The following is an 18659-nucleotide window of genomic DNA, read 5'->3' as shown; positions in this document are numbered from 1 at the left end:
ACGCGAGGGGCTGCCGATGATCGGGCCGGCAGCCCCAAACGTCCCATTGTCGAACACGGGGCTCGGGCGTCCTGCGCCGGGGAGGGCCGATCGGTCAGATTGTCCGGACATTGCGACGAACCCGCCGCGGAGGAGGGAGGGCCGCCGGGGCCGTACGAGCCTGTCGTACGAGCGGCTCGTCAGGGCCGTACGAGCAGCTGGAACTCGAAGGAGTAGCGGGACGGCCGGTAGATGTGGTCGCCGAACTCGACCGCGCGGCCGGTGTCGTCGAAGGTGGTGCGCTGCATGGTGAGCAGCGGGGCGCCCTCGGCCTCGCCGAGCCGCTCCGCCTCGGGTGCCGTGGCGCCGCGGGCCCCGATGGACTGCCGGGCGCTGTGCAGGGTGATCCCGGCGGCGCGCATCAGCCGGTACAGGCCGGTGGCCTCCAGCTGCCCGGTGTCCAGGTCGAGCAGGCCGGGCGGCAGGTGGTTGACCAGGTACGCCATCGGCTCGCCGTGCGCCAGCCGCAGTCGCTCGACGCGGTGCACCTCGCTGCCCTCGGCCACGCCGAGTGCCGCCGCCACCTCGGCGGACGCGGGGACGACGGTGTTGACGACGACGGAGGTCGCGGGGCGCTGGCCGGCCGCCTCCAGGTCGTCGTAGAGGCTGCTCAGTTCCAGCGGGCGTTTGACCTGGCTGTGCACGACCTGGGTGCCGACCCCACGGCGGCGGACGAGCAGCCCCTTGTCGACGAGGGACTGGATGGCCTGGCGGACGGTGGGGCGGGACAGGCCGAGCCGCCCGGCCAGCTCGATCTCGTTGCCGAGCAGACTGCCGGGCGTGAGCGCTCCGTGCTCGATCGCGGCCTCCAGCTGCTGGGACAGCTGGAAGTACAACGGGACCGGCGAGGTGCGGTCCACTCTGAGATCGAGCGTTGCGGTCGGGTCCACTTCTGGTTTCGGCACGGGCCGAGCGTAGCTCCGTGGCCGGTTGACGGGAAGTTGTGAGGTTCGATTGTCCGGACATACGGATTGACAGCGTCCGGGGTCGGCCCTCACTTTGTTCTCATGCGCATCGGGGTCATCGGTACGGGCCGCATCGGCACCATTCATGCGAACACGCTCAGCCGTCATCGCGAGGTCGGTTCGCTGATCCTCACGGACGCGGACCCGGCGCGGGCCCAGGAACTGGCGCACCGCCTGGGCGAGACGGCGGCGCCCGGAGTGGACGAGATCTTCACCTGGGGAGTGGACGCCGTGGTGATCACCACGGCGACCTCGGCCCACGCCGAACTGATCGGCCGCGCGGCCCGCTCCGCGCTGCCCGTCTTCTGCGAGAAGCCCATCGCCCTCGACCTGCCGGGCACGCTGCACGCGCTCGCGGAGGTCGACGCGGCCGGCACGGTCCTGCAGATGGGCTTCCAGCGGCGGTTCGACGCGGGGTACGCGGGCGCGCGGGAGGCGGTGCGCGCACGGCGGCTCGGGCGGCTGCACACGGTGCGGGCCCTGACCGCCGACCAGTCCCCTCCCCCGCCCGCGTGGCTGCCGCTGTCGGGCGGCCTGTTCCGGGACACCCTGATCCACGATTTCGACGCGCTGCGCTGGGTGACCGGACGCGAGGTCGTCGATGTGTACGCGACCGGTTCCGACGCCGGTCCCGCGATGTTCCGGGAGGCCGGTGACATCGACACGGGGGCGGCCGCGCTCACGCTGGACGACGGGACGCTGGCCACGGCGACGGCGACCCGGCTGAACGGCGCGGGCTACGACGTACGGATGGAGCTGGCCGGGGAGCTGGACACGGTCGTGGTGGGGCTGGACGACCGCACGCCTGTCGCCTCGACCGAACCGACCGGGCCGCCGCCCGCGGACAAGCCCTGGGCCGGGTTCCTGGAACGGTTCGGCCCCGCCTACGAGGCCGAGCTGTGCGCCTTCGTCGAGGTGGTGCGCGGTGAGCGGGCCAATCCCTGCGACGGGCACGAGGCGCTGCAGGCCCTGCGCGTCGCCGAGGCCTGCGAGGTGTCCCGCCGGGAGCGGCGGCCCGTGCGGCTGGCGGAGGTCGAAGGCGGGGCACGCCGAACGTGAGCCGCGGTTCGGTAGCGCCCTGAAGGGGCGCGGGGAACTGCGCGACCAGCCACGATGGTGCCGCAGACGACCGACGGCACAGCGCGGCAGTTCCAGCGGAGCGCTTCAGCGCCCGGCGCCGTCCGTGCCGGGCCTGCCGTGCGTGGGGTCCGTGCCATCGAGGAGTCCCGCGTCGTAGGCGAGGAGGGCGATCTGCACGCGGTTGTTGAGGCCCAGCTTGGCGAGGACGCGGGAGACGTGGGTCTTGACGGTGGCGACGCTCATGAAGAGCGCGGCGGCGATCTCGGCGTTGGCGAGGCCGCGGCCGACCGCGACGGCGACCTCCCGCTCGCGGTCGTTGAGCGCGGCGAGCCGCTCGCGCGCGCGGGAGCGGCGGGTGTCGGCGGCAGTGCCGGCCGCGTGCGCCATCAGCTGGCGGGTGACGGTGGGCGACAGGACGGGATCACCGCCCGCGACCCGGCGCACGGCCGCGACGATCTCGGCGGGCGGGGTGTCCTTGAGGACGAAGCCGGCGGCGCCCGCGCGCAGGGCGTGCAGCACCTGTTCATCGGCGTGGAAGGTGGTGAGGACCACGACCTGCGGCGGGTCATCGCGGCCGCGCAGCCGCTCCGTGGCCGTCAGCCCGTCCATCGACGGCATGCGGATGTCCATCAGGACGACGTCCGGACGGGTGCGGTCGACGAGCGCCTCGACCTCGCTCCCGTCAGATGCCTCGCCGACGATCTCGATGTCGTCGGCGCCGCCCATCATGAGAGCCAGGCCCGCCCGCACGAGCGGGTCGTCGTCGACGAGGAGCAGTCTGATCGCAGTCATGTCCCTCACGTAATCACGGGTGTCCGGCCCCCGGGGGCGCACGGGGTACGGCTCGACGGCCCGCCTGGGCGGCGTGGACGTCGTCTCAGGCGGCGCCCCACGGCAGCCACGACCGCACCTCGAAGCCGCCGTCCCCGGTGGCGCCGTGGTCGAGCCGGCCGCCGGCCAGCGTCGCGCGTTCGGTGAGGCCGATCAGACCCTGGCCGGAGCCGGGGACGTGCGGGACGTCGCCGTCGGGTGCCGTGTTGCGCACCACGACGGTCAGGCCGTCACTGGGGGCGCCGGTGACGGTCACGGTGACCTCGGTTCCGGGCGCGTGCTTGCGGGCGTTGGTCAGGCCCTCCTGGGCGATGCGGTACGCGGTGCGGCCGACGGCGGCGGGCACGGTGCCGGGATCGCTGACCCGGCTGTCCAGGCCGACCTTGGTGCCCGCCTCGCGGGACTCGGCGACCAGGGACTCCAGCGCGGCCAGCGTCGGCTGCGGGCGGCCGGCGTCGTCGGCGTCGCCCGTCCGCAGCACACCGATGATCTCGCGCAGGTCCTGCAACGCCTCGTGGGCGCTCTCCCGGATCACCCCGGCCGCCCGCACGACCGCCTCGCGGGGCGCGTCGGGCCGGAACTCCAGGGCTCCCGCGTGCACGCTGAGCAGGGTGAGCCGGTGCGCGAGCACGTCGTGCATCTCCCGGGCGATGGCCTCGCGGGCGAGCCGCTGCGCCCGCTCGGCCCGCAGCCGCGCCTCCGTCTCGGCGCGCCGGGCCCGGTCCCGCAGGCTCACCATCAGCTGCCGTTTGGACCGGACGAACATGCCCCAGCTTATGACGGAGACCATGACCAGCGTGGTGATCGCGACGACGCCCGGATAGGACATGGTCGGGTCGGGGCGCAGCCAGTAGAAGACCGGGACCAGGGCGAGGTCGGCACCGCCGATCCAGGCCACGTACCGCAGGGGCCGGTGCACGGTGAGCGTGAACAGGACGACCAGGCTGGCGCCGCCGGCGGAGTTGGACAGGAAGCCGACCGGGATCATGGCGACGGCGAGCGCGACCGGCCAGCGGCGGCGCAGCCAGAGGGCGGCGCAGGCCAGGGCGCCCAGCAGCTGGTCGAAGACGGCGAAGGAGTGGGCGAGACCGGTCTCGTCGCGCAGCGTCTCGGCGCCCGCCAGACCCAGGACGACGGCCAGCAGGAAACAGAAGAAGTCGACGACCCAGTCGCGTGCGGTGCGCCGCGGCCGTCGCCCGGCCGGTCCGGCGTCCGGGTCCAGCTCATGGATCACGGCCGACGGGAACAGCCACCGTCGGCCCTGGAAACCGTGCGCCGCCGGCTGCGGCTGCGCGTCCTGCGTACCACTCACGGTCGACAAATCTACGCGGGGACGGCGGGCGGGCGGGGGCCGAGCGCCGGATCGCCGACCAAAGTCACGGCGCCGGATACTTTCGGCGGTCCTGGCGGCGCAGACCGTCCACCCGTGGCGGCTTTGGGGGGCCGCACGGCCGATGGACGACGGAAAGCCGGGGCGCGAGGCTCGCGGCATGAAGCAGTTTCTGGAGCTGATCGGTTTCCTCGCCCTGGCGCAGGGGGTCCTGGGCCTCGTGCACGAGTTCACCGACTGGCACGTGGGGCTGGTCCAACGGCTGGGTTTTCTCGACGGGTACGGCGTCTACGTCTGTATCGCCCTGATCGCGCTCGCGTTCGCGCTGTTCGCGGCGGCGGAGAGCCGGGGACCCGGCTGAACCGCGGCCCCTGCCCGTGTTACTGCTCGCAGGACGACCCCGGTACAGCTCACGCCGTCCGGGCGCTGCTGGTGTCGGTGACCCATTCGAGGGCTGTTCGGCAGCGGCACTTTCGCTGTCGGCGGCCGGACCGGTCCGTCGGGCTAGCGTGGCTGCACCGCCCCGGCACTTCACGAACTGCGGAACGGCCGTGGCGCTCTGACGGTTTTTCAGCGAACGAGCAGAGGACCCGCCCGACATGTCCAATCACTTCACCGGCCTCAGCCTCGGGCCGCCGCTCGGCGACCAGCGCCTCGATCTGTGCGACCTCTACGCCTTTGCCGCCCCCGGCGATCCGAGCAGGACCGTGCTCATCCTCAACGCCAATCCCAACGCCGATGCCCTGCACCCCGACGCCGTGTACCGGCTGAACATCGACAACGACGGCGACTACCTGACGGACATCGCCTTCAGCTGGGTCTTCAGCCCGCCGACAGCCACCGGCGCCCAGACCTACAGCGTCTTCATGGCAACCGGTACGGAGTCCCGCAGCCCCGAGGCGGTCGGCACCAGGATCGTGTCGGACGCCGCCGTCTCCTTCGGCCCCCGGGCCAACGTGATCAGCAGCGGAGACCACAAGGTGGCCGCCGGCAGCCGCAGCGACGCCTTCTTCTTCGACTTCGACGGCATCAAGAATCTGTTCGACACCAGCGGCAACCGGAATTTCACCGCCCCGCATCTGGGCGAGCGGTCCCCGTGGACCGGCGTCGACTCCAACAGCACGGCCAATGTCTTCTCCATGGCCGTCGAGCTGCCGACCGCGGAGCTGGCGCCCAAGCCCGAGCTGCACATCTGGGGCCGGTGCAGTGTCCTGCGCGACGGCGAACTCATCCATGCGGACCGGGCCGGACACCCGTCGGTGAGCAGCTTCTTCAACACCGACGACACGAAGGAGGAGTACAACGCCGGCGAGCCGGTCAACGACCGCGCCAGATGGACGGACCAGTTCGTCCACCTGCTGGGCCACACTGGCGGCTACACGCCCGAGGAGGCGATCACCGCGCTCGACGAGCACGGCATCCTGCCGGACGTGCTGCACTTCGACCCCGCCAAGCCGGCCGCGTACCCCAACGGCCGGACGTTCACCGAAGACGTCATCGACATCCGCGTCGCGTTCCTCACCAAGAACGAGGCACCACCCACCGGTCTGACGCCGCACACCGACACCCTGGACCGGTTCCCGTACCTCGGCGACCCGCACCCGGCAGCGGCCACCTGAGGTTTCCGGCAGAACGCACCTGCGGACTCGTTCGCACGGACCGGCTCGGCCGCCGAAGCCGTCCGCCGGTCCGGGCTCATCGGCTCAGATGCGCCGGCATCCCGTGGTGCACGGGGTAGGGGCGTTCACGGGGCAGGAGTTGCCGTGCGGCATCCAGTTCTCCGGCCTGTACGTGCGCGTGGATCGTGCGGGCGAGCGGGGTGACGTCGGTGACGGAGACGATCCACTCGTCGGCGTAGAGGTGTGCGCCCACTCGAAGCCTTCACGGGAGATCTCGACAGCGAGAACGGTCTCCTGACCTTCTTTGGCACCCCACCCGCAGTGATACATCATCCACAGAAACGTGACCCTTTGTCGCCGTGGAGCCTGGCGGGTCGTCGTCGACGCGGCCCGCGTCGGGAGCGGAGGGGAAGTGTGCCCCGTATCGGCGGACTTCAGCGCCTGGCTGTCGTGGTGGCCGCGGAGCTGTCGGTCCGGCTCGGGCGCGACGCGCCGGTGGTGGGGCCCGGGCGCGTCGCCACAACGGGGGTCAGTCCGCGTCGTGACCCCCGGAGCAGGGCACGACCGTCAGCGGCCCTGACTCGACGGTGCTCGACGTCTTGTCGGCCCATGTGCCGGTCACCCGGACGGTCACCGTGTCGGCGAGGTACTTCCCCAAGAGGTGGAACCGCGGCCTGGTCGCGCCCGCCACCGGCTCGCCGTTCACGAGCCACTGGTAGCTGAACTTCGCGTCGGGGGTCCACTTGCCCGGGTCGGCCGTCACATACCCGCCGACCTTCGGCGAGCCCTTGATGACCGGCGTGCCCGGCGCCTTCAGCCGATAGTGGTAGAAGGTGACGTTGCCGGGACCGTTCGGATCCGGCTCCTCCCGGTTGAGGATGTTGAGGGTCAGACCGTCCCGTGTCTCCAGGAACGACAGGCCTTCGACCTCCTGATCGTAGGGAACCGCGAGATCGAAGAGCACCTGGACCTCGCCGGTCGTCAGGTTGGCGCGGGAGATGTTCTTCCCCGCGTCGTCCGAGGCGAAGTACATCCAGCCGTCGTGGATCTTGCCGCCCTGGGCCTGGTCGACCGTCTGCGACAGCGGGATGTATCTGTTGAACGTCCAGTCGCGCAGGTTGTAGACGGCGATTTCCGTCGCGTTGTCGTAGGCCATGCCGTAGGCGAGGCCCTTGTGTGTGTCGACGGCCACCCAGCTTGCGATGTCCCGCACGCCGTGCGGCGGGTTCAGGGCGGCGGCCTCGCCGGTGTAGCTCAGGTCGGCGGCGTTGTGGACGGCGAACACCGGGGTGTCGTAACGGCTGCCCGTGACCGAGTCGCGCGTGCTGGTGTCGAGCGAGATGTAGAGCTTGCCGTTGGCGTAGTCGATGTCGCCGATGTGGTTCAGGCCCTTGTAGGCGAGCGCCGAGGGGTTGGCCAGTGCGGGCGCGATGGCCGGGGAGCTCTTGCGGAGTGTGTTGTACTGCATGTCCGTGATCTCCAGCCCGTTGGTGCTGGAGAAGTACCAGTGCGTGCCGTCAGTGGTGACGCCCTGGTTGCGCGAGTTCTCGGCCTCGCCGGTGAACACGTCCTTGCCGATGAACTCCCATGTCTGGGCCGCCTGCGCGGGGGCCGCAACCACAGGCGCCACAGCCACGGGTGCCGCCGCCACCGGTACCGCCGTCAAGGGGGCCGTCGTCACGGCCGCGCCGACCAGGGCGAGTCCGGCGATGACGTTCCTTCTGGTGAAACTTCCCACGTTGACTCCGTGTGATCCGCCGGCGGACGACCCACGTCCGCCGTGTCGGCCTAAGTCGTACGAGGGTGAGTTTGCGCCGCCACGGCGGCAGTATGACCGCGCGCTGAACGTGGCCGATGCCTACGGCGTGCCGGGAAGCCGGACGGTGACGAGGAGACCGCCGGCGGGGCGGGGGACGAGGTCGAGGGTCCCGTCGTGGGCGCGGACGATGCTGTGCACGATGGCCAGGCCGAGGCCGACACCGGCGTGCTCGTCGGTGCGTACGCGTTCCGTTCCGCGCTGGAAGGGTTCGGTGAGGGTCGGCACCAGTTCCGGTGGGAGCGGATGGCCCGTGTTCTCGACCCGCAGCACGCTCGCGTCGCCCCGCGCCTCGGTGTGGACCGTCACGGTGCCGCCGACGGGGAGGTTGTGGACGACGGCGTTCTGGACGAGGTTCGTCACCATCCGCAGCAGGAGCTCCGCGGAGCCGCCGGTCCAGGTCGCCCCGCCGGTGACATCGAGCGTGATCCCGCGCTGTTCGGCGAGAGGGAGCAGCGTTTCGGCGGTTTCCTCCGCGACGAGAGAGAGGTCGACGCTCTCACGGGTGACGTTCCCGCGGTCGCTGCGGCTGAGCAGCAGAAGGGCTTCGGTGAGGTCGATCGCGCGCGTGTTGACCGTCTGCAGGCGTTCGAAGAGTTCGTCCTGGTCCCGTGTCGGGTCCTTGCGGGCGACGTCGAGGAGCGTCCGCGAGATGGCCAGCGGGGTGCGCAGTTCGTGGGAGGCGTTCGCGGCGAACCTCTGCTGCTCGGCGACGTGCGACTCGAGTTGTTCGAGCATGGTGTCGAACGCGTCGGCGAGTTCACGGAATTCGTCCCGGCGGCCCGCCATGCGGATCCGGTGGGACAGCGATCCGTTCCCGGCCGTCCCTGCCGCGGCCGTGATCTGGGTGAGCGGTGCGAGCATCCGGCCGGCGAGGACCCATCCCCCGACGAGACCGAACACGAGCAGGAAGCCCATCGCCACGGCCGCGGCGGGGGCGAAGGTGTGCACAAGGAGGTAGCGGTTGGGCGAGATCCCGAGCAGGCCCTTGGGGGTGTCGGGTACGTAGCGCAGCAGGAACACCCACACCACGGTCAGCAGGAGAGCGCCGGCGACGGCGAGGAATCCGGCGTAGCTGAGGGTGAGTTTCAGCCGGGCGCTGAGCCCTGGGCGTCTACGCATGCGTACTGCCGGGGCGGGTGGTGCCGGGGCCGGTGTCGATGCAGTAGCCGACACCCGGCACCGTGGCGATGATCCATGGTTCGCCGAGCCGTTTGCGCAGTGCGGAGACGGTGATGCGCACCGCGTTGGTGAAGGGGTCGGCGTTCTCGTCCCAGGCCCGTTCCAGCAGCTCTTCGGCGCTGACGACCCCGCCGTCGGCGGCGACGAGGACGTCCAGCACGGCGAACTGCTTGCGGGTGAGGGCGACATAGCGTCCGTCGCGGAAGACCTCCCGGCGGAAGGGGTCGAGCCGCAGGCCCGCGATCTCGCGGACCGGGGGCCGGGCGTACGCGCGTCTGCGGTCGAGCGCCCGCAGCCGCAGGACGAGTTCCCGCAGCTCGAACGGTTTGGTGAGGTAGTCGTCTGCGCCGAGCCCGAACCCGGAAGCCTTGTCGTCGATCCGGTCGGCGGCGGTGAGCATGAGGATCGGGATGCCGCTGCCGGAGGCGACGATGCGCCGCGCGACCTCGTCGCCGGAGGGGCCGGGGATGTCACGGTCGAGGACCGCGAGATCGTAGGAGTTGACGCTGAGCAGTTCCAGGGCGGAGTCGCCGTCGCCGGCGATGTCGGCGGCGATCGCCTCCAGCCGCAGACCGTCACGGACGGCCTCGGCCAGGTAGGGCTCGTCCTCCACGATCAGTACGCGCATGTCCGAAGCCTAGGCAGCACGACATATCGCCGGCGTATGCGGAGAGACATGTGCGCACCGGACACGCGACTCAGCCTGCCGGTGCCGGCGCGGGGCGGGGCCGGCCGGACGGCGCCTCCTCCGTGGTGCGCCACCAGCGGCGCGACGCCAGCGCGGCCAGCACGGCACCGGCGGCGTTGACCAGGACGTCGTCCACGGAGGACACCCGGTCGAGGCGCAGGACGTACTGCGCGGTTTCGACCAGGGCCGAGCAGCCCGCCCCGAGCGCCAGGATCCGCGGCACGGACGCCAGCACCGCGAACCGCATCGGGGCGAAGAACCCCAGCGCCGCGAAGACCAGCAGGTTGCCGATGATCCCGACCGGACCCATCGTGAGCAGGTCCCGCAGCGGTACGAGGCTCACCCGGCCGGGGACGGTGCCGGCCCCGGCGCCCGGCATCATGGTCATCCACAGGAACGGCACCGTCCCGTGGACCATGCCCACCTCGGCCAGCGACATCCGCCATGCCGAGGTGACGCCGGCGGCACGCCGACGGCGCGCCAGAGCCCACACCACCAGCGCGGCCAACGGCAGCGCGGCCAACGCGATGAGCACCACACCGTTGAACGTGTCGAAGCAGCCGTGCCACCGCCCGGCCATGCACCTCGGAGCGGACATCATGAGCGGCCGCCGCACGACGAACACGGCGCTCGCCATGCCGAGGATCGCCAGGCTGGTGAGCACGATGCTGCGCGTGCGACGGGGCGGTGCTGACAGGGACACGTTGTGGTTCATGCCCTCATGGGAGACGGAGGGCCGTTGCGGTGGCGTATGCGATTTTCGATACGCCCGCGATACCCGGAACCCCCGGCATCAGGGAACCGGCGCAAGCCGGCGGTGTTCGCGCTGCTGTCGGCCGCGCCCGGCCGGGCTCATCGGCGTGGTTCCCAACGGAAGAGGCGGGAGGCGAGCGCGAGGGCGACGACGACCCAGCCCAGTGTGGGAACCAGCAGGATCAGTGAGTCCGCGACGGGGACGTCGCCTTCCCAGGCGTTGACGACCAGTTCGGTGGCCGCGCCGGCGGGAAGCAGCCGCTTGAGCGGGGCGAGGTCTTCGGTGCCGGTGATGCCTACCCAGCTGGCAACCGCGATCACCGACAGGCTGACCGGCAGCGTGGTCACCTGGGCGTGTTCCGGCGAGTTCGTGAGTCCCGCGGTGGCGAGTGCCAGGCAGACCATCATGGCCAGCGTCGCCAGGACGGCGGCCGAGAGGAGCGGGATCTGGGCCGGTGCGGTGGCGACCACGCCCAGCACGATCAGGATCGCGGCCACCTGGATCAGTGCGATGACGGTGATCGGCAGGAGCAGCCCGGTGAGGATGTCGGCGTCGCCCGCGGCGGTGGAGCGCAGCCGTTTGAGGAAGAGGTTCTGCCGGCGCGAGGCCAGCGTGGTCACGGCCGTGGTGTAGAGCCCGAAGGCCATCACGGTGAACATCACGATCGCCGCGATGTAGCCGAGGCCGGCCATGTCCTCGAAGATCTTGTGCTGGCGGACGAAGAACGCGCTGACGGCGACCGGTACGACGAGACCGGTGACCAGAACCAGCCGGTTCCGGAACATCTGGATCAGCTCACTGCGAGCGATCACGAACATGGGTGTGGGTCCCTTCGTGGCAAAGACAGGTGGGTTCAGTCGCCGGTGATGGCGCGGAAGACGTCGTCGAGGCGGGTCGGACCGGCCTGCAGCTCCCGCAGGTCCGTCCCGGCGTCGTGAGCCCAGCCCAGCAGTCGGTAGAGGTCCTCCTGGAGGCTGAAGGTCTCGATGCGGAAGGCCCCATCGACGCGCGCACCGGCCATCGGCGGTTCCGGAGCGCCGGCCGGGAGGGCGAAGCTGATCACCGACGGCAGGGTCTGCGTCAGCTCGACGACGGTCCCCTCGCGGTGGAAGGTCCCCTGGTGCATGAGCCCGATGCGATCAGCGCGTTGCTGTGCCTCCTCGAGATAGTGGGTGGTGAGCACGATCGTGGATCCCTCGTCGCGCAGCCTGTCCACGGCGGTCCAGAGCGCGTCGCGGGACTGGACGTCCAGGCCGGTGGTCGGCTCGTCCAGGATGAGCAGTTCAGGTCCGCCGTACACCGCGGTGGCGAAGTCCAGGCGGCGTTTCTCGCCGCCGGAGAGCTGCGACACCTTGGTGCCCGCCCTGCGGCTCAGACCCGCGACGCCCAGAACGCGGTCGGCGTCGTCGTGCCGCCGGGTCAGCGTGCCGATCAGCCGGACCGACTCCTTCACTGTCAGGTCCGGGGAGAAGCCGCTCTCCTGCAGCATGATGCCCATCCGCGGGCGCACGGCACCTCGGTCCTGCGGGCTTCGTCCCAGGACGCGGACGGTGCCCGAAGCGGCCGGCCGGTGACCCGCGACGACCTCGAGGGCCGAGGTCTTGCCGGCGCCGTTCGTGCCGAGCAGCGCGTAGAACTCGCCACGCCGCACCTGGAACGACAGATCCTTCACGGCGTGGAAATCGCCGTAGCGGACGTTCAGCTTCTCGACCTCGATGGCCGCTGCAGTGGACATGCCCCGATCTCACCGGACGTGCCGCACTCCCGGTAGTGGTCCCGTATCACGTCCGTGCCGTGACATTCCTGCCACACATGTATGACACGGTGTCACTGGCGCACCGGCAGATACGCACGAATACTGGACGCACGATGTCCGACATTGCAGAGGCGACGCGAGGGCGGCTGCGCCGGCTCAACCTGGTCATGGTCCTCCCGCCGGTCGCCGTCGGCGGGGTGCTGACGGTGGCGCTGGACGCCGGGTCCTGGTGGGACGCCGTGGTCCTGGGCCTGGGTGTGGCCGCGGCTCTGGTGGCCTTCGTGTCCTGGGCGGCGGGCGGCCTGGCCCGAGTCGCCGTGCCGTGCCTGGCCGTCACCGCGGGCGTCTGGCTCTTCGGTGCGCTGGTGGCCGGGAGCGGGAAGGCGGTCTTCGGCCTGTCCATCGTGGGCCCGCTGGCCGTGCCGCGGCTGCGCCGCCATCGGGGCGCGGCCGCCGTCGCCCTGGTCGCCTACGTCGCCGTCGTGGGCGCGACACGTTTCCTGATCACGGACGACGACCCCCGTGACGTGCTGATCAGGTATGTCATCGTCCCCGCGGGCGTCACCGCCATCGTGACGGGGCTGATGTTCCCCAACAAGCGGTTCTACGACGTCGTCCATGAACTGGAGGAGTCACGCCGGCGCGAGGCGGAACTGGCCGTGGTGCGCGAACGCATGCGGTTCGCCAGCGACCTGCACGACATCCAGGGCCACACCCTGCACGTGGTGAAGCTCAAGGTAGCCCTCGCGCAGAAGCTGGTGCACCGCGACCCCGGCCGGGCGGAGCAGGAACTGCGCGAGATCCACTCGCTGGTCGGCGACACCATCGCCCAGACCAAGGAACTCGTCTACGCACAGCGTCGACTCAACCTCCCCGCCGAGCTGGAGAACGCGAAGAACCTGTTCGAGGCCGCCGGCATCGAGGTACACATCCGCAGCACCGCGGACGCGGACAGCCGCACGGGCGAGCTGCTCGGCCAGGTCCTGCGCGAGACAACCACCAACATCCTGCGGCACGCCCAGGCCCGGGACGTGCAGATCACCTTGTCCGAGTCCGGCATCACCATCACCAACGACGGCGCACCGGACAAGCCACTCCCCGAACTCAGCGGTCTCGGCGTCCTCGAACAGCGCGTGGCCGCCAACGGGGGAAGGCTCACCGTGGACCAGAAGGACGGGCGTTTCCTGACCGCCGCCGTCTTCCCGCCGCCCGGCCCCGAGGCACAGGAGACCCGATGACCACGATCGTACTCGCCGATGACGAAGCACTGCTGCGCAAGGCTCTCGCCGCGCTGCTGCCGCTGGAAGGCGACATCACCGTCCTCGCCGAAGCCGAGGACGGCGAGGACGCGGTCCGTGCCACCCTGCGCCACCGGCCCGACGTACTCGTCATCGACCTGGAGATGCCCGGCACCGACGGGCTCAGCGCCGTCTCGGCGATCCGCAGCGTCCGGCCGGACCAGGTCATCCTCATGCTGACCAGGCACGCCCGGCCCGGAGTACTGCGCCGGGCCCTGAAACTCGGTGTCCAGGGGTTCGTCAGCAAGTCCGCCGAACCGGCACACATCACGTCCGTCATCGCGCTCCTGCACAAGGGACGGCGCTGGATCGACCCGGACGTCTCCGCACTCGCCCTCATCGACGACTGCCCCCTCACCGACCGCGAGACCGACGTCCTACGCGCCACAGCCGACGGCTACTCCGCCGCCGACATCGCCCGTCAGCTCCACCTCGCCGAAGGCACCGTCCGCAACTATCTCTCCAACGCGATGCGCAAGACCCAGACCCAGACCCGACACGAAGCGGCACGGTACGCCCGCGAACACGACTGGCTGTGACCGCAAGTTGGCCCGCGCGATCAAGGCACTCGGCGTCGGCCGCTTCGACCTCATCTACGGCAACCAGTCGATCAGCGCCCCTGGCGCTGCCGCTCGGCAAGTACCGTGCTCTCCCCCTCGACGCATTGCGCGGCAAGCTCGTGATTGACGCCATGAACTGCTGGTGGGAAGTCGACGGCAGTCGCGAGGACCTGACCGACCCGCTGACCTCCTCCAGCGAGATCGTGCGGGACTACCTGGCGGATGCACGGGTGGTCAAGGATCAGGACGACCTCACCACCGTCGCGCGCATGGTCGACGCAGGCGGCTTTGACCCCGTCATGGCCAGCCCCCTGGCCGAAGGGATACGACTGGAACCGGGCACCGAGCCGTTCGGAAAGAGCGTACTCAGTGCACGGGCCGCTGCCGCGGAGTCGGCAGAGCGCGCGGCCTGATCGCCGGATCGCCGACCATCCGTCCGCCCTCGGCCGCGCAGGGCTTCGCCGCAGGACTGGGCCTCGACGAGGACGGCGACCGCCTCAGGGACGGGGTATGTTTCGCAGGTTGGCGCGGGCCAGGTCGAGCATCTTGCCGACGCCCCCGTCGAGCACTGTCCGGCCCGCGGCGAAGGCGAATCCCTTGACCTGGGCGGCCGAGATGTGCGGCGGGATCGACAGCGCGTTGGGGTCGGTCACCAGGTCGACCAGGAACGGTCCGTCGTGGGCGAGCGCCCGCTTGAGTCCCTCGACGACATCCCCGGGGCGCTCGATGCGGATCGCCTCGATGCCCGCGCTGCGGGCGATCGCCGCGTAGTCCACCGGCTCGTGGTCAGTCTCGTGCTCGGGCAGCCCCTCGACCAGCATCTCCAACTTCACCATGCCCAGGGAGGAGTTGTTGAAGACGATCGTCTTCACCGGCAGATCGTGCAGCTTCACTGTGAGCAACTCGCCCATGAGCATGCCCAGTCCACCGTCGCCCGACATCGAGATCACCTGGCGGCCCGCGTAAGCGAACTGCGCGCCGATGGCATGCGGCAGCGCGTTGGCCATCGTGCCGTGCAGGAACGAACCGATCACCCGGCGCCGCCCATTGGGGGTCAGATAACGCGCCGCCCACACGTTGGACATGCCGGTGTCCACGGTGAACACGGCGTCGTCGGCAGCGAGTTCGTCCAGAACCGAGGCCGCGTACTCAGGGTGGATCGGGGTGTGCCGCTCGACGTCGTGGGTGTAGGCGGAGACCACCGTCTCCAGCGACCTGGCATGCTTGTGCAGCATCCGGTCCAGATAGGTACGGTCCCGCTTCGCCCCGACCAACGGCAGCACAGCCCGCAGCGTCTCCCGGACGTCGCCGTGGACCCCGAGCTCCAGAAGCGTGCGACGGCCGAGGCGGCCGGCATCGTGGTCGATCTGCACGGTCCGCGCCTGCGGCAGGAAGTCGTTGTACGGGAAGTCGGTGCCGAGCAGGACGACCAGGTCGGCCTCGTGCATCGCGTCGAAGCAGGCGCCGTAGCCCAGCAGACCGCTCATGCCCACGTCGTACGGGTTGTCGAACTGGATCCACTCCTTGCCCCGCAGGGTGTGCCCGATGGGGGCGGCAGCCTTCTCGGCGAGCGCCATGACCTCGGCGTGCGCGTCCCGCACTCCCGCACCGCAGAACAGCATCACCTTCCGTGCCGCGTTCAGCCTCTCGGCCAGCCCCCGAACCTGGGTGTCCGGCGCGACGACCCGGCCGCGCTCAGTGACCAGGTCGCTGCTTCCTGTCGGACGCGTCGCCTCGCCGTGCGCGACATCGCCAGGTATCACCAGGACCGACACCGCGCTGTTGCCAAGAGCCCGCTGCATGGCGATCCGCAGAACCCGGGGCAGCTGCCCGGGGGTGCTGATCAGCTCGCAGTAGTCGCTGCACTCGGTGAACAGCCGTTCCGGGTGGGTCTCCTGGAAGAAGCCGGTGCCGATCTGGTGGGACGGGATGTGCGAGGCGAGTGCCAGCACGGGCGCACCGGAGCGGTGCGCGTCGTACAGCCCCTGGATCAGATGTGTGTTTCCGGGGCCACAGCTTCCCGCACACACCGCGAGCCTGCCGGTCAGCTGTGCCTCCGCTGCCGCAGCGAAGGCGGCGGCCTCCTCGTTCCGTACATGCACCCACTCGATGCCGTCGGTACGGCGCACCGCGTCGACCACCGAGTTCAGGCTGTCGCCCACCACGCCGTAGATCCGCTCCACGCCCGCCTGGCGCAGGATGTCCACCATCTGCTGGGCCACGGTCAGATTCCGCATCGCCGGACTTCTCCCCTCGGGCTGCACACCTGTCTCAGGTGACTCTCGACAGCCTCAATATAGTTGATGCATCTACCTTAGAACCTGGGTGACATTTGTCATGGGAAGTGGTGACAGCCCGCCATGGCGGACGCGAGGTGCCCGGGAGACCGTAGAGCCATCGAGGAGGCACCGTACGTCTGCGGGACGGGCGGTCGGCCATGGGATGCGATAGCCGGTTCAGAGCACCCCACCGCTCAAGGAGAGGCCATGCAGGACGAGATGCTGATCGTCGAGGATCTGCTGCTCACGCTGATGGACGACAGATCCGGGGCGATCGCCGGCGAGGGAACGCTGTACTACACGCTCGGCGGGGCCGTGCTGTCCGAGCTCGCCCTCCGCGGCAATGTGACGGTTGCTGAGGGCGACACGGGACTGACCGGCCTCAAGGTGCACGCCGTTTCGGGCCGTTCGGTCACGGATCCGCTGCTCCAGGCCGCGTACCGGAAGACGGCCGAACGCACACAAGGCGTCCAGACGCTCCTTGTCGAGATCGGCGGGGAGCTGCGCGGCACGGTCCTCGACCGACTCGTCGAGCGGGGCATGGTGAGCCGGGAGCGAAAGCGGAGGCTGGGCCTCTTCCACACGACGTCCCTGTCCGTCGCGAATACCCGGCACAGGGCCGAAGTCCTGCGGGAGGTGCGCGCTGCCCTGGTGGACGGAAGGACGCCCGGCGATCGTACTGCGGTACTGATCGGGCTCATCTCCGCCAGTGGCAGCCTGCCCAGCCTCCACCGCACCATTCCGTGGTCGGGGAAGGTCTACGAGCGCGCAAAGGAATTCGAGAAGGGATCCTGGGGAGCGGACGCGGTCAACACCGCCGTGATGCGCACGTTGATGGCGATCACGGCAGGAAGCACCGTCGCCGCGACCACCGCTGCCGACTGAGGAGCATCCCCCTTCCCCTTACACCGGGAGTACTACGAGCTTGCCGCCCGGGTGTCCGGACCGGCTCGCTTCCAGTGCCGCCGCAACCTCGTCGAGGGGGTAGGTACCCGAGATGGGCACCCGCAGCCGTCCCGCCTCGATGAGGGCGAGGATGTCCCGGAGCGCTTCGGGACCGCCCGCTCCCGGCTCGGTCATGTGGATCTGGATTCCGGTGCTCGTGGCGTCGAAGGCCACGAGTGAGAGGACGCGTGTCGGGCCGCCGGCGAGTTCGATCGAGTCCGGAATCTCACCGCGACCGGAGGCATCGAGGACCGCGTCGACTCCCCGGGGGGAAATCGCCCGTACGCGGTCGACCAGGCCCTTGCCATAGCTGACCGGTTCCGCACCGAAGGAGCGGAGCTGTTCATGGTTGCGTTCGCTGGCGGTGCCGATGACACGCGCACCGCGGGCGACGGCCAGCTGCACGGCGAACGTGCCCACGCCACCCGCGGCGGCATGAACCAGCAGCGTCTCACCCGCAGAGAGCTTCAGCTTGTGGAGAACCTCCCAGGCGGTGATACCCGTACCGGCCAGGGTCGCGGCGACCTCCCACGGGACAGCGGCCGGCTTGGCGACCAGTGCGGTGGGGTCGGCGAGCGCGGACTGCGCGTAGGAGGGGGTGAGGGAGGCCCCCAGCACCTCGTCACCGACGCTGAAGGCGGTCACGCCCTCGCCGACCTGGTCGACCACGCCGGCCACGTCGGAGCCGAGACCGGCCGGAAGGTCGAGGGGCATCACCTGGCGCATGGAGCCGTGCAGGATCTTCCAGTCGATCGGGTTGACACCTGCGGCCCGTACCGCGAGCCGTACCTGCCCGGGGCCCGCGGTGAGCGGCGGAACATCGACGACACGCAACACATCAGGGGTGCCGTACTCGGAGAACTGCACTGCAGACGACATGTGCTCGGATCCAAGCTCTCGGGGACTTTTTTGCGGGGAAGTGGGCACGGCGGCGTCACTGACCACACTCAGCTCACCGCGCACGGTCACCTGCCCGGTGGAACTGCGGGTGATCGCGGTGAGCCGTCAGGGGTCTCTGTCCCGCCGTCCACGAGTTCGTACCGCAGCGCACCCGAGGGGCAGCGCCCCACCACTTCGACCAGGCGTTCGACCGTGGCGTTGCCCGGCTGGATCCACGGGCGCTTCGCCGGGTCGAACACCTCGGGCAGCCCCTGGACGCATTCGGCGGCGTGGAGGCAGCGTCTGGCCTCGAAGGTCACCGTGATCGACTCCGTCCGGTATGCCTTCCGCTCGGATTCGCCGCTCATGCCCGCCTCCATTACTGCCGTGCTCGGCTCTTCAGTCACTGACCTTGCTGCGGGACTGGTACAGCAGGTCCTGGTACTCGGGGTGCCGGCTGATCCAGCCCGCGAAGAAGGGGCAGGTGGCCAGCACCCGCAGGTTCGCGGCGCGTGCCTCGTCAAGGGCGGTGCGCGCCAGCGCGGACCCGACTCCCCTGCCCTCGTACTCCGCCGCCACCTCGGTGTGCACGAACGCGACGAGCTCCGCCGTACGGATGTATTCCGCGACGCCCGCCA

At 70.3% G+C, this 18659-nt stretch carries 20 protein-coding genes and 2 pseudogenes; 7 read left to right on the top strand and 15 right to left on the bottom strand.

All coding sequences use genetic code 11. The features are described 5' to 3' along the window. Nucleotides 1-179: 179 nt before the first annotated feature. Nucleotides 180-929 carry a GntR family transcriptional regulator gene (locus CTZ28_RS38990; RefSeq protein WP_121894504.1) on the bottom strand — a complete coding sequence of 250 codons (750 nt, stop codon included), beginning with the start codon at nucleotides 927-929 and terminating at the stop codon, nucleotides 180-182. Nucleotides 930-1046: 117 nt separating this feature from the next. Here CTZ28_RS38990 and CTZ28_RS38985 point away from each other — a divergent pair, with 117 nt between their 5' ends. After that, on the top strand, nucleotides 1047-2063 hold the full coding sequence (locus CTZ28_RS38985) for a Gfo/Idh/MocA family protein (RefSeq protein ID WP_121894503.1): 1017 nt from the start codon (nucleotides 1047-1049) through the stop codon (nucleotides 2061-2063). Nucleotides 2064-2168: 105 nt separating this feature from the next. Here the strand turns inward: CTZ28_RS38985 and CTZ28_RS38980 are convergent, their stop codons facing one another. Both CTZ28_RS38980 and CTZ28_RS38975 read right to left on the bottom strand, forming a co-directional pair. Next, nucleotides 2169-2876 carry a response regulator transcription factor gene (locus CTZ28_RS38980; RefSeq protein WP_121894502.1) on the bottom strand — a complete coding sequence of 236 codons (708 nt, stop codon included), beginning with the start codon at nucleotides 2874-2876 and terminating at the stop codon, nucleotides 2169-2171. An 85-nt stretch (nucleotides 2877-2961) separates the two neighbouring features. Further along, nucleotides 2962-4236 carry a sensor histidine kinase gene (locus tag CTZ28_RS38975; protein ID WP_259472012.1) on the bottom strand — a complete coding sequence of 425 codons (1275 nt, stop codon included), beginning with the start codon at nucleotides 4234-4236 and terminating at the stop codon, nucleotides 2962-2964. A gap of 169 nt (nucleotides 4237-4405) precedes the next feature. Here CTZ28_RS38975 and CTZ28_RS38970 point away from each other — a divergent pair, with 169 nt between their 5' ends. Beyond that, nucleotides 4406-4606, top strand: a complete 201-nt coding sequence (locus CTZ28_RS38970) for a hypothetical protein (protein ID WP_121894500.1) — start codon at nucleotides 4406-4408, stop codon at nucleotides 4604-4606. Between the two features lie 238 nt (nucleotides 4607-4844). Then, a complete protein-coding gene (locus tag CTZ28_RS38965) occupies nucleotides 4845-5864 on the top strand; it encodes a DUF4331 family protein (protein WP_121894499.1) in 1020 nt (339 codons plus the stop codon). 76 nt (nucleotides 5865-5940) lie between these two features. Here the strand turns inward: CTZ28_RS38965 and CTZ28_RS38960 are convergent. The 8 genes and pseudogenes from CTZ28_RS38960 to CTZ28_RS38930 form a co-directional block, all read right to left on the bottom strand. Further along, nucleotides 5941-6224, bottom strand: a pseudogene (locus CTZ28_RS38960) (DUF4291 family protein); the annotation flags it as partial. Then, nucleotides 6212-6317, bottom strand: a pseudogene (locus CTZ28_RS49780) (IS5/IS1182 family transposase); the annotation flags it as partial. The pseudogenes CTZ28_RS49780 and CTZ28_RS38960, both read right to left, overlap by 13 nt. A 76-nt stretch (nucleotides 6318-6393) precedes the next feature. Beyond that, on the bottom strand, nucleotides 6394-7602 hold the full coding sequence (locus CTZ28_RS38955) for a hypothetical protein (protein ID WP_121894498.1): 1209 nt from the start codon (nucleotides 7600-7602) through the stop codon (nucleotides 6394-6396). A 120-nt stretch (nucleotides 7603-7722) separates the two neighbouring features. After that, nucleotides 7723-8802 (bottom strand): sensor histidine kinase, encoded by a 1080-nt coding sequence (locus CTZ28_RS38950; RefSeq protein ID WP_121894497.1) that lies wholly within the window; start codon nucleotides 8800-8802, stop codon nucleotides 7723-7725. Then, the gene (locus CTZ28_RS38945; RefSeq protein WP_121894496.1) at nucleotides 8795-9490 is read right to left on the bottom strand and encodes a response regulator transcription factor; all 696 of its coding nucleotides are present in this window, start codon (nucleotides 9488-9490) and stop codon (nucleotides 8795-8797) included. Before CTZ28_RS38945 ends, CTZ28_RS38950 begins: the two co-directional genes overlap by 8 nt. Nucleotides 9491-9560: 70 nt before the next feature. After that, a complete protein-coding gene (locus CTZ28_RS38940; protein ID WP_121894495.1) occupies nucleotides 9561-10265 on the bottom strand; it encodes a VanZ family protein in 705 nt (234 codons plus the stop codon). 137 nt (nucleotides 10266-10402) lie between these two features. After that, complete coding sequence (locus CTZ28_RS38935) at nucleotides 10403-11122, bottom strand: ABC transporter permease (RefSeq protein ID WP_121894494.1); 720 nt, start codon at nucleotides 11120-11122, stop codon at nucleotides 10403-10405. 35 nt (nucleotides 11123-11157) lie between these two features. Further along, nucleotides 11158-12039 (bottom strand): ABC transporter ATP-binding protein, encoded by an 882-nt coding sequence (locus CTZ28_RS38930; RefSeq protein WP_121894493.1) that lies wholly within the window; start codon nucleotides 12037-12039, stop codon nucleotides 11158-11160. Between the two features lie 134 nt (nucleotides 12040-12173). Here CTZ28_RS38930 and CTZ28_RS38925 point away from each other — a divergent pair, with 134 nt between their 5' ends. The 3 genes from CTZ28_RS38925 to CTZ28_RS49395 all read left to right on the top strand — a co-directional run bounded on the left by CTZ28_RS38925 (nucleotide 12174) and on the right by CTZ28_RS49395 (nucleotide 14331). Then, nucleotides 12174-13298: a sensor histidine kinase gene (locus CTZ28_RS38925; protein WP_121894492.1), complete on the top strand. Its 1125-nt coding sequence runs from the start codon at nucleotides 12174-12176 to the stop codon at nucleotides 13296-13298. Further along, nucleotides 13295-13897: a response regulator transcription factor gene (locus CTZ28_RS38920; protein WP_121894491.1), complete on the top strand. Its 603-nt coding sequence runs from the start codon at nucleotides 13295-13297 to the stop codon at nucleotides 13895-13897. Before CTZ28_RS38925 ends, CTZ28_RS38920 begins: the two co-directional genes overlap by 4 nt. Nucleotides 13898-14022: 125 nt before the next feature. Next, the gene (locus CTZ28_RS49395; RefSeq protein ID WP_220795532.1) at nucleotides 14023-14331 is read left to right on the top strand and encodes an NAD(P)-binding domain-containing protein; all 309 of its coding nucleotides are present in this window, start codon (nucleotides 14023-14025) and stop codon (nucleotides 14329-14331) included. Between the two features lie 84 nt (nucleotides 14332-14415). Here the strand turns inward: CTZ28_RS49395 and CTZ28_RS38910 are convergent, their stop codons facing one another. Then, entirely contained in the window at nucleotides 14416-16155 is a 1740-nt protein-coding gene (locus CTZ28_RS38910; protein WP_121894490.1) for a pyruvate dehydrogenase, read from the bottom strand. A gap of 249 nt (nucleotides 16156-16404) precedes the next feature. On the opposite strand from CTZ28_RS38910, the gene CTZ28_RS38905 reads away from it, so the two are divergent. Continuing rightward, nucleotides 16405-17082 (top strand): GOLPH3/VPS74 family protein, encoded by a 678-nt coding sequence (locus CTZ28_RS38905; protein WP_121894489.1) that lies wholly within the window; start codon nucleotides 16405-16407, stop codon nucleotides 17080-17082. 18 nt (nucleotides 17083-17100) lie between these two features. On the opposite strand, the gene CTZ28_RS38900 is transcribed toward CTZ28_RS38905, so the two are convergent. The 3 genes from CTZ28_RS38900 to CTZ28_RS38890 all read right to left on the bottom strand — a co-directional run. Next, a complete protein-coding gene (locus CTZ28_RS38900; protein ID WP_121894488.1) occupies nucleotides 17101-18021 on the bottom strand; it encodes an NADP-dependent oxidoreductase in 921 nt (306 codons plus the stop codon). 86 nt (nucleotides 18022-18107) lie between these two features. Continuing rightward, nucleotides 18108-18389: a (4Fe-4S)-binding protein gene (locus CTZ28_RS38895; protein ID WP_121894487.1), complete on the bottom strand. Its 282-nt coding sequence runs from the start codon at nucleotides 18387-18389 to the stop codon at nucleotides 18108-18110. A 31-nt stretch (nucleotides 18390-18420) separates the two neighbouring features. Continuing rightward, nucleotides 18421-18659, bottom strand: a 239-nt coding sequence (locus tag CTZ28_RS38890; RefSeq protein WP_147481263.1) for a GNAT family N-acetyltransferase, incomplete at its 5' end; no start/stop codon positions are given.

Origin of the sequence: Streptomyces shenzhenensis (assembly GCF_003688995.1) — a bacterium.
GTDB classification, from domain to species: domain Bacteria; phylum Actinomycetota; class Actinomycetes; order Streptomycetales; family Streptomycetaceae; genus Streptomyces; species Streptomyces shenzhenensis_A.
Note: the sequence above shows the minus strand (reverse complement) of the source record. Positions and strands in the feature narration are given on the sequence as shown.